This is a genomic window from Pseudomonas sp. NFIX28, assembly GCF_900107395.1.
In the GTDB taxonomy this organism is placed as follows: Bacteria; Pseudomonadota; Gammaproteobacteria; order Pseudomonadales; family Pseudomonadaceae; genus Aquipseudomonas.
The window spans coordinates 23,585-35,937 of record NZ_FNPW01000023.1; the positions used below are offsets into that span (position 1 = coordinate 23,585).

Annotated in this window: 12 protein-coding genes; 9 read left to right on the plus strand and 3 right to left on the minus strand. The window is 58.1% G+C overall.

From position 1 onward, the window contains the following. Positions 1–21: 21 nt before the first annotated feature. Together BLV20_RS28975 and BLV20_RS28980 are read right to left on the minus strand one after the other, a co-directional pair. Positions 22–738 (minus strand): fimbria/pilus chaperone family protein, encoded by a 717-nt coding sequence (locus BLV20_RS28975; protein ID WP_092305796.1) that lies wholly within the window; start codon positions 736–738, stop codon positions 22–24. Positions 739–902: 164 nt separating this feature from the next. Further along, positions 903–1,553 carry a DUF1120 domain-containing protein gene (locus BLV20_RS28980; RefSeq protein ID WP_092305797.1) on the minus strand — a complete coding sequence of 217 codons (651 nt, stop codon included), beginning with the start codon at positions 1,551–1,553 and terminating at the stop codon, positions 903–905. Between the two features lie 669 nt (positions 1,554–2,222). Between BLV20_RS28980 and BLV20_RS28985 the strand changes: the two genes are divergently transcribed. From BLV20_RS28985 to BLV20_RS29015, 7 genes are all read left to right on the plus strand, one after another. Beyond that, a complete protein-coding gene (locus tag BLV20_RS28985; RefSeq protein ID WP_175540278.1) occupies positions 2,223–4,772 on the plus strand; it encodes an autotransporter outer membrane beta-barrel domain-containing protein in 2,550 nt (849 codons plus the stop codon). Between the two features lie 190 nt (positions 4,773–4,962). Beyond that, complete coding sequence (locus tag BLV20_RS28990) at positions 4,963–6,168, plus strand: EAL domain-containing response regulator (protein WP_092305799.1); 1,206 nt, start codon at positions 4,963–4,965, stop codon at positions 6,166–6,168. Next, the gene (locus BLV20_RS28995; protein WP_092305800.1) at positions 6,165–6,602 is read left to right on the plus strand and encodes a hypothetical protein; all 438 of its coding nucleotides are present in this window, start codon (positions 6,165–6,167) and stop codon (positions 6,600–6,602) included. The genes BLV20_RS28990 and BLV20_RS28995 overlap by 4 nt, the downstream gene beginning before the upstream one ends. Positions 6,603–6,730: 128 nt before the next feature. Further along, positions 6,731–7,480 (plus strand): carbonic anhydrase, encoded by a 750-nt coding sequence (locus tag BLV20_RS29000; protein WP_092305801.1) that lies wholly within the window; start codon positions 6,731–6,733, stop codon positions 7,478–7,480. Positions 7,481–7,755: 275 nt separating this feature from the next. Further along, positions 7,756–8,172 carry a DUF4398 domain-containing protein gene (locus BLV20_RS29005; protein ID WP_256577911.1) on the plus strand — a complete coding sequence of 139 codons (417 nt, stop codon included), beginning with the start codon at positions 7,756–7,758 and terminating at the stop codon, positions 8,170–8,172. A gap of 10 nt (positions 8,173–8,182) precedes the next feature. Further along, positions 8,183–8,956: an OmpA family protein gene (locus BLV20_RS29010; RefSeq protein WP_092305802.1), complete on the plus strand. Its 774-nt coding sequence runs from the start codon at positions 8,183–8,185 to the stop codon at positions 8,954–8,956. Between the two features lie 59 nt (positions 8,957–9,015). Beyond that, positions 9,016–9,711 carry an outer membrane protein gene (locus tag BLV20_RS29015; protein WP_092305803.1) on the plus strand — a complete coding sequence of 232 codons (696 nt, stop codon included), beginning with the start codon at positions 9,016–9,018 and terminating at the stop codon, positions 9,709–9,711. A 161-nt stretch (positions 9,712–9,872) separates the two neighbouring features. Here the strand turns inward: BLV20_RS29015 and BLV20_RS29020 are convergent, their stop codons facing one another. Further along, on the minus strand, positions 9,873–10,136 hold the full coding sequence (locus BLV20_RS29020) for a hypothetical protein (protein WP_092305804.1): 264 nt from the start codon (positions 10,134–10,136) through the stop codon (positions 9,873–9,875). 432 nt (positions 10,137–10,568) lie between these two features. On the opposite strand from BLV20_RS29020, the gene BLV20_RS29025 reads away from it, so the two are divergent. Both BLV20_RS29025 and BLV20_RS29030 read left to right on the plus strand, forming a co-directional pair. After that, positions 10,569–11,954 carry a hypothetical protein gene (locus BLV20_RS29025; RefSeq protein WP_092305805.1) on the plus strand — a complete coding sequence of 462 codons (1,386 nt, stop codon included), beginning with the start codon at positions 10,569–10,571 and terminating at the stop codon, positions 11,952–11,954. Continuing rightward, the gene (locus BLV20_RS29030; RefSeq protein ID WP_092305806.1) at positions 11,951–12,337 is read left to right on the plus strand and encodes a hypothetical protein; all 387 of its coding nucleotides are present in this window, start codon (positions 11,951–11,953) and stop codon (positions 12,335–12,337) included. Before BLV20_RS29025 ends, BLV20_RS29030 begins: the two co-directional genes overlap by 4 nt. Positions 12,338–12,353 lie beyond the last annotated feature (16 nt).

Consider the following 12,353-nt stretch of genomic DNA (forward strand, 5'->3'; position numbering starts at 1 on the left):
CATGAGGTATGAGTGAGAGGCTTATTTTGAAAGCGGTGCTTCGTAACTTTCCACGGCGAACCCATAAACCGTCGCAGGATAAAGTTTGATAGCTGTTGCTCCAGCTATTTCATTGGGCAGCGCAATAGTTATTTTTTCACCAGGCAGTACATAGAGTTTTGGTAAATTTACTAGCGAGTTGGAAGGCAATACATTTACCGATTGCCCGAGCCTCACTACATAGGCGCTGGGGTTTTCGACCGTCAGGTTTTTACCTTGAACGGACCACTTCAGGTGAAGCCAGGGCTCACGATCTTTTTCCAACCCTTTAGGGTTGATAATCACAGGCAGATTTTGCCGGACATTCATGCCAATCCTGGCACCTGGCGATTTATCCTTTGGCAGAATTCCTTCAAAGGTGACTCGACGCAGGCGTTGTACCTTGAGTGGAGTGGGTGAATTTAATAGAAATCGAACAGCTTGAGTTTCTCCCGGCTCAACACGTGCTACGGGTGGGGTGAGGACAACAAGGTTTTCTTGGTCATCTTCTAAGTTTTCGATAGAGCTATACAGAAGAGCGGGTGAGTTGTCGGAGTTCTTGATATTGATCGTTGCTTCACCCACTTCTTCATTAAGGATGATAACTGAAGTTTCCGGAATCATGCCGGCAGAATATGCGGCGTGGGGAGCCAGGAGAACAAAGGTGAACGCAATAAATGTAGCAATAGTAAGTCTGTGGCGATGGGGTTTTAGAAGCATGATCGTATGGTTCCATACTTGAAGTTAAGTTGGGCTTTCTCGCTTGGGATTAAAGTTGATGTGCTTTTTCGTGAGGCTGCGTTGTCAATGGTTCTAGCGACATTACAGATGAAACGGTCCCCGGAGTTGGGACCGTCTCTAAACGAAGCCATTAAGTTCGAGCGTTATGGGTAAACAACTTCAACGGTGGTCAGACCATCAAGGATGATGTCGTTGGTCAGAGGAAGGGTATCGGCTGGAGCAATAGCCGTAATTACGGAGATGTCCGCGGTAATGGTCGTGTGAGGGGCGGGGTTGGCATTGGCTCCGTTAGTAAACCCAATGAGTTGGGTCCCGGTGTTACTAAAACGACCATTCCAGATGCCCCAGGTAGTCCCACCGTCAATGCTTTGGGTTCGCGATGTGATGCCGGTGTCTGCGACGCCGCCAGTGATTTGCACGGCGTAAGCGCCGATATTGGCCCCTCCAGGGGCGGCTCCCAGACCGTAGACTGCAATAGCTGTTGTGCCGGTAGGTAACACGCCTGTGGCTACGGTCGCAGCACGTTCATCCGCCGGTTTCAGATAGAAAGTCGTGGGAGCATCGCAAGTGATATTAATGGTGGTTGTCTTCACTGGAAGATCTGTTTTGGAGGTTTTATTAAGGGTACCCGCTGGAATATTGCCGTAGTCGATAGTCGCTCCGCCGGCGAAGTTGGGAACGCATGCAGCCGGGGTGATGGTACCGATCACCTTCAACTCGGCTTTCGCCGCGTGAGCGTTGACTGACGACAATGCCGCAACAGACAGCAAACCTACACCAATAATTCTTTTCATTTATTAAGTCCTAATACAATTAAATTTCTTTCACTTTGGCGTGGGTTTCAAGCGCAAAGCTTCGAACTCTCAGGCCAAACGATTTGCTTGCTTGCGAATTGCCAGGAAGCGATTGCTAATTTAAGTGTGCATGCCAGAACGTGGAGCAGGGTGGATCGCAAGCAGCTGTAGGAAATTTCCCAAGCATTGCTGTGCACGAAGTTGACTAAGTTTTTTTAACTGAATGCATGCGTGGGAATTTTCCTACATTGCACTGGGAAACTCCCGATACGGGTGATCTTTCATTTACTAGAGAGTTGTCTTTCCTGCGCTCTAATAATTATGGAAGGGACCCTCATGTTGTATGCACCTGGTTTTCTACTTTCCTTGTCAGCCAGCCTGGTTCTATTTGCACTGGGCCAAAGTACGGCATCAGCAGCTCAACCGGATTTGAGCTTTGACGGTGTGGTCATCAATAGCGCAGAAGATAGCCGACCAGGTATCAGCCTTGCTGGCAGTAACCTTGGTGTGTTGATCAATGACAGTACCGTTACGACCGATGGGCAATTCAGCCATGGTGTGGTGTTATCTGGCGCCGGCACAGATTTGCTTGTTAGAGGTTCCAGCTTCACTACCCTTGGCAATTTAAGTCATGGCATGAGCTTTGCCGGGGCAAATAACACGGGGGAGTTGAGTGATTCACGGATCAATACTCGTGGCGACAACGCCTTTGCCTTGAATCTGCAGCGCGGCGCGCAAGTTCAACTCGATCGGGTGGCCATCGACACCAGCGGGCAATTTTCCTCGGCCATCAATTTGCTCGATGATGGCGTGATCAATATCCGTGCAAGCACGCTGCAGACTTCCGGCGACAACGCACACGGTATCTATCTGCTTGGATCAAATGCCAGTCAGCGCGCACTCGGTACAGTCGACAATACGAGCATCCATACCGCGGGTGACAACGCCATTGGCGTCAACGTCAACCGCAATGCCACGGCGACACTCAGGGATGCGCAGATCGTCACCACTGGGGCCAACGCCTATGGTGTCTGGGTACCTGACGCCGACAGCCAGTTGCAGGCCAACAACCTCAGCATCGACACCCAGGGCGACAACGCCATTGGCGTCTTTACCCAACTGGGCGGCAAGGCCAGCCTCGACGGTGGCCGCGTGCACACCCAAGGGCGCCAGGCCTATGCGCTCTATGCCGGCAACGTTTCGGCCATCGAGGCGCGCAATCTGTCGCTGCAGGTCGGGGCCAACAGCGTTGGCGCCTTTGCCAGCGACCGTTCGCAAATCACGCTCGAGAACATCGACCTGAGCAGCGAGCAGACGGCGATCGGCCTGGCGGCCTATTCCGGCTCGACCATCACAGCCGCCGACTCATCGATCACCCTCAGCGGTAGCGAGGCGCGGGCGGCCCAGGCCAATAACGGCGGGACCTTGCGCCTGGATAATCTGAACATCGCGGCCGCTGGCGCCGACAGTATCGGCTTGCAGTCATTGGCCAGCGCTGGCGTCAGCAACACCTTCGAGCTGAAGAACACCCAGTTGCAGGTCGCCAATGGCCGTGCCATCAGCGTCCAGGGCGGCAGTGCGCGGATCGACCTGAGCGGCTCGACCCTGAGCGCGGACACCCTGTTGTCGGTGGATCAACGGACCCTCGCCGATGGCCGCGTGCTCGACAGTGAGGACGTGCTGATCACGGCCAGCCAGTCGAGCCTGAGCGGCGCCATCCAGGCCAATGCGCGCAATTCGCAACTGCTGCTGGACGATGGCTCCAGCCTGACTGGCACGGCCCATGGCTTGAATGTGCTGACCTTGAATCAAAGCGCCTGGGACATGACCGGCAGTTCGCAGGTCGGGCAGTTGAACCTCGATCAAGGGCAGGTGCGCTTCAGCGGTCCTGCGCACAGCGTGCTGGCCATCGACGGCGACCTTACCGGCAACGGCACCTTCATGATGAACAGCGACCTGGCCAGCGAGCAGGGCGACCTGATCAAGGTCGGCGGTTCGATCGAAGGCGCCCATACCCTGGTGGTGGAAGATTCCGGCCATGAGCCGGCGGCGGCCAACGGCAAGCTGATGCTGGTGGATGGCAACGGCGGCGCGGGGGGCTTCAGCCTGTATGGCGGGCATGTGGACGCCGGCGCGTTCCGCTACACCCTGGAGCAGCGGGCGAATGACTGGTACCTGGTGAACACCGCGGGCGTGCCCCCGGTGGATCCTCCAGTCGACCCGGTTGATCCTCCAGTTGATCCGATTGATCCGCCAGTCGACCCAGTTGATCCACCTGTCATTCCAGTAGACCCGGCCCCGGAGCATCTGTCGGCGGGGGCCAATGCCGCCATCGCCTCACAGACTGCGGCCGCCACGTTGTGGAATGCGCAGATGAATACCCTGGTCAAACGCCTGGGCGAACTGCGCCTGGGCAAGGATGAGGGCGGCGTCTGGACGCGGGCCATCGGCAGCCGCTACAACATCGCCGAGCATTCCAGCCGGGCCTTCAGCCAGAACAACACCGGGGTCGAGATCGGCGCGGACAAGGCCATTGCGCTATCCAGCGGCAAGGTCTACGTCGGCGGCATGCTCGGTACCGCCAAGTCCGAGCTGAACTTCGGCGAAGGCGCGTCCGGGCAGATCGACAGCCGGATGCTGGGGGCCTATGCCACCTACCTGAATGACAACGGTGTGTACGTCGACAGCGTCCTCAAGTACAGCCGTTTCGACAACGACCTCAAGCTGCCGACCAACCTGGGCAACGCGGTCAAGGGCTCCTACAGCGCCAACGGCTACGGTGTCGATGTGGAAGTGGGCAAGCACATCAAGCTCAAGGATGGTTGGTTCGTCGAGCCGCAGGTCGAGCTCAGCGCCACCCGTACCACGGCCGCGAAATACACCGCGAGCAATGGTCTGCGGGTCGACTCGGCGGCCATGGATTCATTGCAAAGCCGTGTTGGCTCGCTGTTCGGCCGCAGCCTGGAACTGGGCAATGGCATGCAGGCCCAGCCTTATGTCAAGGCCTCCTATATCGCCGAGCATGCTGGCGACAGCCATGTCAGGGTCAACGGCCACAAGCTCAAGTCCGAGTTGCCGGGTAATCGTGCCGAATTGGGTTTTGGCGGGATCCTGCAAGTCAGCGAACGCAGCAAGCTTTCCCTCGATGCCGAGTTCGCCAAGGGCAATGACATTGAACAGCCATGGGGCGTGACGCTCGGTTATCGCTACCTCTGGTAAAAGGTGTTCCCTCCTTTGCCCAGCCTTGGCTGGGCTTTTTTTTTGCCTGGGGTTTTTAGCGCGCGGCGCTGCGGTTTATCCGGCTGGCATTGCTTGGGAAATTTCATACAGCAACGGAGGACGTTACCTCGGTTGTTTCCTGGGGCACTGACGCAACATGAGCTACAGCTCTTTTCGTGGGTGGGTCCCAATGCCTGTTTCTACTTTGCGTGTCATCGTCCTTGAAGATCACTCGTTCCAGCGCGCCATTGCCGTGAGCATGTTGCAGCAGATGGGCTGCACGCAGGTGTTCCAGGCCGCGGACGGCGCGCAGGCGCTGGCGGTATTGAACGAGGTCGGCCCGGTGGACATCGCCCTGTGCGACCTGCGCATGGATGGCATGGACGGCCTGGAGTTCTTGCAGGCGGTCGGCCATTCGGGGCTGGTGGGTTCGGTAATCATCAGCAGCTCGCTGTCCGCCGATCTACGGCGCACGGTGCGGCAGATCATTTCCCTGTTGAACCTGGAACTGCTCGGCGATATCGGCAAGCCGCTGCACTACGAAACCCTGGAGCGCTTGCTAAAAAAGCACTGCGCTGTGCCGCGTATCGCAACCCCGCCCGAACCACCGGAAGTCTTTCCGGATGAGACTCAAGTGCGCGAGGCCCTGGCGGCTCATGAGCTGTGCGCTTTTTTTCAACCGAAATTCATCCTGGAGACGGGGGACATCACCGGGGTCGAAGTGCTGGCGCGCTGGCGGCATGCCTCTGGCAAGGTACTGTCTCCCGCTTGTTTCCTGCCGGTCCTGGAGCGTTACGACTTGCTCGATGAGCTGCTAAATCAGCAGCTGCACCAGGGGCTCGCATTGCAACAGCAATTACGGGCGTTGGGGCATGACCTGAATTTCGCGTTCAACCTGCACGCCGGGCAACTGTCCAACGGCACTCTTGCCTCACAAATCCGCGGTTTGCTCAATGAGTACGGCGCGCGGGGCTCGAGCCTGACCTTCGAGCTGACCGAGAGTGGCCTGCTGCAAGCGCCGGAGACCAGCCTGGAGTGTCTATATCGTTTGCGGATGATGGGTTGCCGATTGTCGATCGACGATTTCGGAACCGGCTTTTCTTCACTCCAGCGTTTGCTTCAATTGCCCTTCAATGAAATCAAGCTGGACGCCGGTTTCGTCCAGGCGCTGACCCAAGAGCCGCGTTGCCATGCGGTGGTCAGCAGCACCCTGGCCCTGGGTGAAGCCCTGGACATGGCGGTAGTGGTGGAGGGTATCGAGACCGACGAGCAACGCCAGCACCTGCTGAGCATGGGCTGCACCCAAGGGCAAGGGTATTGGTACGCCAGGCCCATGAGCAGCGGCGACCTGCTGCGCTGGCTCGAGGGCGGGCAACAGCGGAGCCAGCGCGCATGACCAACAAAGCCTTGCGCATCCTGATTGCCGATGAGCGCCACGAGCAGTTGCTGCATATCGAAAAGCTGCTCAATCGCCTCGATTACTACCGCATCGCACCGATCCGCACCTTCGATGAACTGGCATTGCTGACCAGCGGCCCGCAGCCGTCGTTCGATCTGCTGATCGCCAACAAGGCCCTGGCGTTGCCCTATGGCATCGACATGCGGCAGTTCTGCCGCGCCCGCCCGCACATCTGCCATGCGCTGTTCTACGACAGCCCGGAGCCATCGCTGGAGCTGATGCTGCACAGCCCGGAGCAGCCGGTTCGTGCCTGCCTGGCCGGCACCCCGGACGCCAGCTCGCTGAGCCTGCTGATGAGCATCATCGATCCACCGGCCCAGTGGGCCAGTCTCACAGCGCTGCCCTGGTTGCGCGCGCCCGTTCGAGCCTGACCCGTCCCACAGGCCAATTGCTCCATGAACCGTCAGTGAGCCGTCGGCATGGGCGCAAGGGGATGCGCCTGTAGATTCGTGTCAGCCGAACCTATCCAGTTATCAAACGTTGATGAGGCACCCTGAACGTGTTTATTCGTCCTTTTTATCTGTTCGGCCCTCTGTGCCTGTCGCTCTCCAGCCTGTCCGCGACCGCGGCCGATTGGGCTTACCAGGGCGATCATGGCCCCGCGCACTGGGACAGGTTTGGCAGCCAACTCTGTGCTCAAGGCACCCAACAGTCGCCCATCAATGTCGAACTGAAAAAGCTTCGACCCCTTGAAGGTCACTCCTCGGATCTGAAAATTGACTATGGAGCGGCTGCCCTCAAGGTCGTCAACAATGGCCACACCATCCAGGCCAATGTCATCGATAAAGAAATCGTGACGTTCAAGGGCACGGCATACCGCTTGAGGCAGTTCCATTTTCATACGCCCAGCGAACACCAGATCGATGGCCTGTCTTATCCGCTCGAGATGCACCTGGTGAACCGAGACCAGGACGGCCGCTTGCTGGTTATCGGCCTGCTGGCCAAGGAAGGGAAAAGGAACCGGGAGCTGGCCGCGTTGTGGGAGCAACTTCCTGACGCTGAAGGAAAAACCCTGACCCTGAAGGCAAAGGACGCGCCTGATCTCGGCTCACTGGTGCCCGCTGCCAGCCACCATGTCTTCTACAAGGGTTCGCTGACCACGCCTCCCTGCACAGAAGGGGTGCAGTGGGTTTTGTTCGAGCAACCCATCGAGCTGTCAAAGGCGCAGATCCAGAAGATCCGCCAATTGTTTCCCGACAACCATCGTCCGGCGCAGCCGCTCAATGAGCGTGAGGTGGACGAGGACTGACGCCTTCGGAAATTTCATACAGCAACTCAGGCCATTGCCTCGGTTGTTTGCCTGGGTGGTCACGCAAGATGGGGTACAGCTCTCCAGCGCTGGCCGATGGGTCAGACGCTGATTCGCTGAGCGTGCCGATGAGCGACATCGCTCCACCGGCTCAATAAATCATGAGTAGCAGCTGTGCATTGCCAGTGGGCAATGCGCTTGTGGATTTCCATTGCCTCTCACTTGGGTGAAGAGGGCTGCAAGCATTAGTTGGCAGAGAACATCTGGAGAACTTTATGAGTACTAAGCATTCACGTCGGCGAGCCATTTTCTGGGCCTCCCTGCTCACCGGCATGGTATTGATCAGCGCCTGCGCCAGCGTACCGGCGCCTGATGAACAGGTTTCCCTGGCACGCAATGCCCTGAGCCGTGCGGTATCCGCCGGGGCGACCCAGTACGCGCCGGTACAGATGAAGACCGCGCAAGACAAGACCATGTTGATGGACCGCGCGCTCGGTGAAAAAGACTTCGGCAAGGCCAAGGGCCTGGCCGAGCAGATCGCTGCGGATTCGGCGCTGGCCGAGCGCATGGCGCGCACCGCGAAACTGCAGAAAGAACTGAAAGACGCCCAGACCGGTATCCAGGTCCTCAAGCAGGAAATGCTGCAGGCCCCCGACTCTGGTTTGAAGCCAGCCCCCACGCTTTCCAACTGAGGAATTTTCCATGCGAACTTCGTTGATCTTCCCTTCGCTGTGCGCGTTCGCGCTGGTCTTGACTGGTTGCGCCGCGACCCCGGAAAACCCGCAACTGGTCGAGGCCCGCGAGCTCTACTCGCAGCTGCAGAGCAAGCCTGAATCGAGCACCCTGGCGGCCCTGGAAACCCAGGATGCCTTTATCGCCCTGGGCAAGGCGGACATGCTGTCCATCCAGGATCGTCGTGCTCCCGACATCGACCAATACGCCTACCTGGCCAAGCAAAAAATCGCCCTGGCCGAGCAGACCATTCTCGGGCGCAAGGCAGAGGCCGGCTTGAGCACCATCGATGTGCAGCGCACCCAGGTGCAGCTGGATGTGCGTACCCAACAGCTCAAGGCCCTGCAGGCGATGAAAGCCAAGCAGACGCCACGTGGTGAAGTGGTCACCTTCGGCGACGTGCTGTTCGATACCGGCAAGGCCAGCCTCAAGCCCGGCAACCAGCGCAACGTCCAGCAACTGGCTGACTTCCTGCTCAACAACCCCGAGCGCAAGGTGCGCATCGAAGGCTTCACCGACAGCGTGGGCAGCGATGCCTTCAACCAGAAACTCTCCGAGCGCCGAGCCGAAAGCGTGGCCTTTGCCCTGGAACGCCTGGGCGTGGACATGACCCGCATCAAGACCCAGGGCTACGGCAAGGAATACCCGGTGGCCGATGACGCCTCGGCGCAGTCCCGCCAGTTGAACCGTCGGGTCGAGGTGATCATTTCCAACGGTGCGGCGGCGGTCGATAGCCGCGGGTAACTGCGCCGCTGGATCAAGGCTGTATCGCTTTCCCTTAAACATTAGAGATAAAACTTGGCATGAAGACTCTTACAAGAATCTCCGCTGTGTTGCTGCTCGCTCCTGCGGTTTACACCTCGTTGGCTTCGGCCGCTCCGGCCGAAGCAGAGGGTTATTACGGGGTCGCTCGGGTGATCAGCGCCGAGCGCAAAGCCCGCAACATGGATGCCAGCGCACGTCCCGGTATTGGTGCATTCGTGTCTGGCGACGACAGTCAGAAGGACATGACCGGCTCGATCGGGGTCGGTTACCGGTTCGGCAATGGCTGGCGCGTGGAGGGCGAGTTGTCCCTGCCGCAAAAGGACACATTCACCAGCGGCTCGACTACCTTCCCCACCAGCCTCAACGAGCACCACATCGAGTCCAGGCGCGTGATGCTCAACGCCTATCGGGACTTCCGTGTGACCGAGAAGCTGTCGCTCTACGGTTCCGCCGGGCTGGGCCTGGCCCAGCTCGAGTCCAAGGGCTGGCAGGGTAACGAGTCGCGCCAGTACGGCTCGGCGACCCAGACCAACCTGGCCTGGTCCGTCGGCGCGGGCGTTGCCTACGACGTGACCGATCGCCTGGCGCTGGACCTCGGCTACCGCTACGTCGACATGGGCGACACCGAAAGTGGCTGGAACAACTTCCCGAATGCCCGCGGCCTGCAGGACGAGAAGATGAAGGCCAACCTGGTCTCAAGCGAGTTCTCGCTGGGGCTGCGCTGGGCTTTCTAGTTCGGTAGCAAGACCGCAATCGCGAGCAAGCTCGCTACAGAAGCGCCATCGTCTGTAGGAGCGAGGCTTGCCCGCGATGGATGTCAACGATAACGCCCAGCCTCCGGGCTCCCCCGAACCGAACGGTTCAGGGGGAATGCGGTGATCGCGCAGCGCTGACGTTAGCCTTGCAGCGCCTTGCCTTGCGCCACATCCAGCAAGGCCACGCCATCGCTCAGCAGCAGCGAGGCGATATCGGCGATCTGGAACAAATCACTTTCATCCGCTGTACGCGCGGTCATGCAAGACAGGCTGTTCATCAGTTTGTGAATGGCGCGAACGCGCCGGTCGGCGCAGACCAACAAGTCCACCAGCGAGGCGCTGGAATCGATCAGCAGGACAGGATGCTCGGTGGCAGTGCTGTGAAGCGGGATATATCCGTTCATTGATGTAGCTCCATGCAATAGAGGGCTACCTCCAGACCCTCCTACAAGCTGGATGGCAGCAAAAAAGCACCCAGAAAAAGCTGGGCGCTCGTGCACGGTGCGATTCCCGGGCTCCTACACCCGGCCGCTGATTTTGCAGCGACCGACGCAGAGTAATGAGGCGCCTTCATGAGCGCAATCCCGACTCAATGACTGAACGTAACAACAGAGTAGGCGACCAATACGCCATCTCAGACCTTGATCCGGCTCTAGCGTCAGACAAGTTCAGGCACGCTTGTAGGACTCTCCTGAAATACACGGTTTTACCCTGTTCAAGTGCTCTATTCGCTTGAGCCGACAGATGACGGCCAGCACCATCCCCCCGCCTTATCAATAGCGCCAACACGCTCAACGGCTTGCTTGGACGCGTCGTTTATCAGGGAGGAGGGGGGTATGTGGCTGCGCCTTATTCGTCGGCAAGACCGCGAGCGTGAAGGAGTTGGTTTCAACAGCATCGAGTCGCCATTTTTTGCCCGGTTCGAAGTTCAACAGGCCCTCGGGCGGTACGGCAACAGAATCGACGGGCTGGATGATTTGCTTTATGCCCACGGCAGTTCGCATGGCCATCTATCGAGCGATGATCTGTGCAAAATCCTGGTGAGCGTAGAACGGGGCGATTGGTTGCTGGTCTCGAATGACCCGTTCAGCCCTTTGAGCGGCGACACCTTCGGCAAGTATTCACACATCACCGGAAAGGGCTGGACGGCGAGTTCCCTGGATCATCGCCTGCAAGAAGAAAACAAGCCCGCGTTGCCTGATACCGAACCTGTCGTAAAACCTCAACAGCAAGAGCCGGGCTTTTACGTCGTGCCTAAAAGCATGAGCCGTGAACAGCTTGAGTCGGTGCTGTTCACTTCTCGCAACCCAGCCGTGATGAGCAAATTTGAGTCGCTGAACCCCGGCCTGAGCGACGTTAAAGCGGGCTCGATGATCGTGCTCAGCGATCCCGGCAACCTGCAATGTACTCGCGAAGAAGGGTTGCTGATGGAGGCCGCAGCCAAGACCAATGACGCCCTCAAACCGCTTAGCGCGGAAGAAGCGAACTTCATGGCCAGGCACCGAGACGAAATCGAAAACTTTCTGGCACAGGGTTCGACGGCTATCGGCATCGGTGAAGCGATGTTTGCCAAGAACCTGGAAGACGTCAAAACCACGCTGCGTGATATCGAAGCGTTGCATCAGCGCACGTTCCAGAAAGACGGCCACCTGCGGTCGCCGGAGTTCTTTGCTGAACGTAAAAAACTGCTGGCACAGCTCAATACCCGACTAACCTCCATGACCCGAAAAGGCATTGGCTTCCCTGATCATCCGAACTTGAAAAGTGCCCTGGGGATCTCCAGCCGCAGTCTGGTTCACCGTTGGACCAAGGCCGGGGCTGCGGAGCAGATCCCAGGTTATGCCACGCACATCGAGGGAGTGGCCAAGGCGGCTAAAATCGTCAAATATGGCGGCTGGATCGGTACGGCTCTTGGCGGTGGAGCTTCCTACATGAAGGTTCAAGATGTGTGTGCAGCGGGTAACACCGAGGCATGCGAGAAAGTCAGATTCACTGAGACCGGTAACTTTGTCGGTGGGGTCGGAGGAGGCGCCATCGTCGGAGCCTTTTTAACGACGCCTATTGTCGGAACACTGTGCGTCGCACTGGGTGTTCCAACTGCTGGCTTAGCCTCGTTGGCTTGTAGTGTCGTGGTTGTAGGAAGTGCTTCTTTTACGGCTGGTGTCGTTGGTAACTCTGCCGGGGAAGCAATGGCCGAGAAAATTTATGAGGCGGTCAAATGAGCCTGAATACGGCGGACAAAATATTTCTGGTGGTCGGCCTTATCGATTTTGCAGGGATATTTATTGTGCTTGGTATCTGCTTGCACATGGCCTACACCAAGATGGATTTGATGTTGGATCATCTGAAGAACAGTGCTGTGCTCAGCACGCTGACCACGCTCAGGCACGGAGGTCCGTGGGGGAAACTGATTCTGGTCGGGAGTATTTCCGGTTTTGTGACCTTTCCCCATTTTTACCTTAAGCGTGGCTGGGTCAGTACCGAGGACTTGCTGGGTTTTCCTGCGGCGCTTAAGCGCAAGTTGGTCGTGCTGCAGTGGAGTGCGCTAGGGCTGATAGTGGTCATGACGGGCCTTGCGGCAGTGGTCAAGCTGGGTGTTGTTTGAGGTTGTTTACGAGAGC

Bases quoted from the DNA above. Each gene is read 5' to 3' on its own strand.
- BLV20_RS28975 (WP_092305796.1), bottom strand. From the start codon at position 738: ATGCTTCTAAAACCCCATCGCCACAGACTTACTATTGCTACATTTATT.
- BLV20_RS28980 (WP_092305797.1), bottom strand. From the start codon at position 1,553: ATGAAAAGAATTATTGGTGTAGGTTTGCTGTCTGTTGCGGCATTGTCG.
- BLV20_RS28990 (WP_092305799.1), top strand. From the start codon at position 4,963: ATGCCTGTTTCTACTTTGCGTGTCATCGTCCTTGAAGATCACTCGTTC.
- BLV20_RS28995 (WP_092305800.1), top strand. From the start codon at position 6,165: ATGACCAACAAAGCCTTGCGCATCCTGATTGCCGATGAGCGCCACGAG.
- BLV20_RS29005 (WP_256577911.1), top strand. From the start codon at position 7,756: ATGAGTACTAAGCATTCACGTCGGCGAGCCATTTTCTGGGCCTCCCTG.
- BLV20_RS29010 (WP_092305802.1), top strand. From the start codon at position 8,183: ATGCGAACTTCGTTGATCTTCCCTTCGCTGTGCGCGTTCGCGCTGGTC.
- BLV20_RS29015 (WP_092305803.1), top strand. From the start codon at position 9,016: ATGAAGACTCTTACAAGAATCTCCGCTGTGTTGCTGCTCGCTCCTGCG.
- BLV20_RS29020 (WP_092305804.1), bottom strand. From the start codon at position 10,136: ATGAACGGATATATCCCGCTTCACAGCACTGCCACCGAGCATCCTGTC.
- BLV20_RS29025 (WP_092305805.1), top strand. From the start codon at position 10,569: ATGTGGCTGCGCCTTATTCGTCGGCAAGACCGCGAGCGTGAAGGAGTT.
- BLV20_RS29030 (WP_092305806.1), top strand. From the start codon at position 11,951: ATGAGCCTGAATACGGCGGACAAAATATTTCTGGTGGTCGGCCTTATC.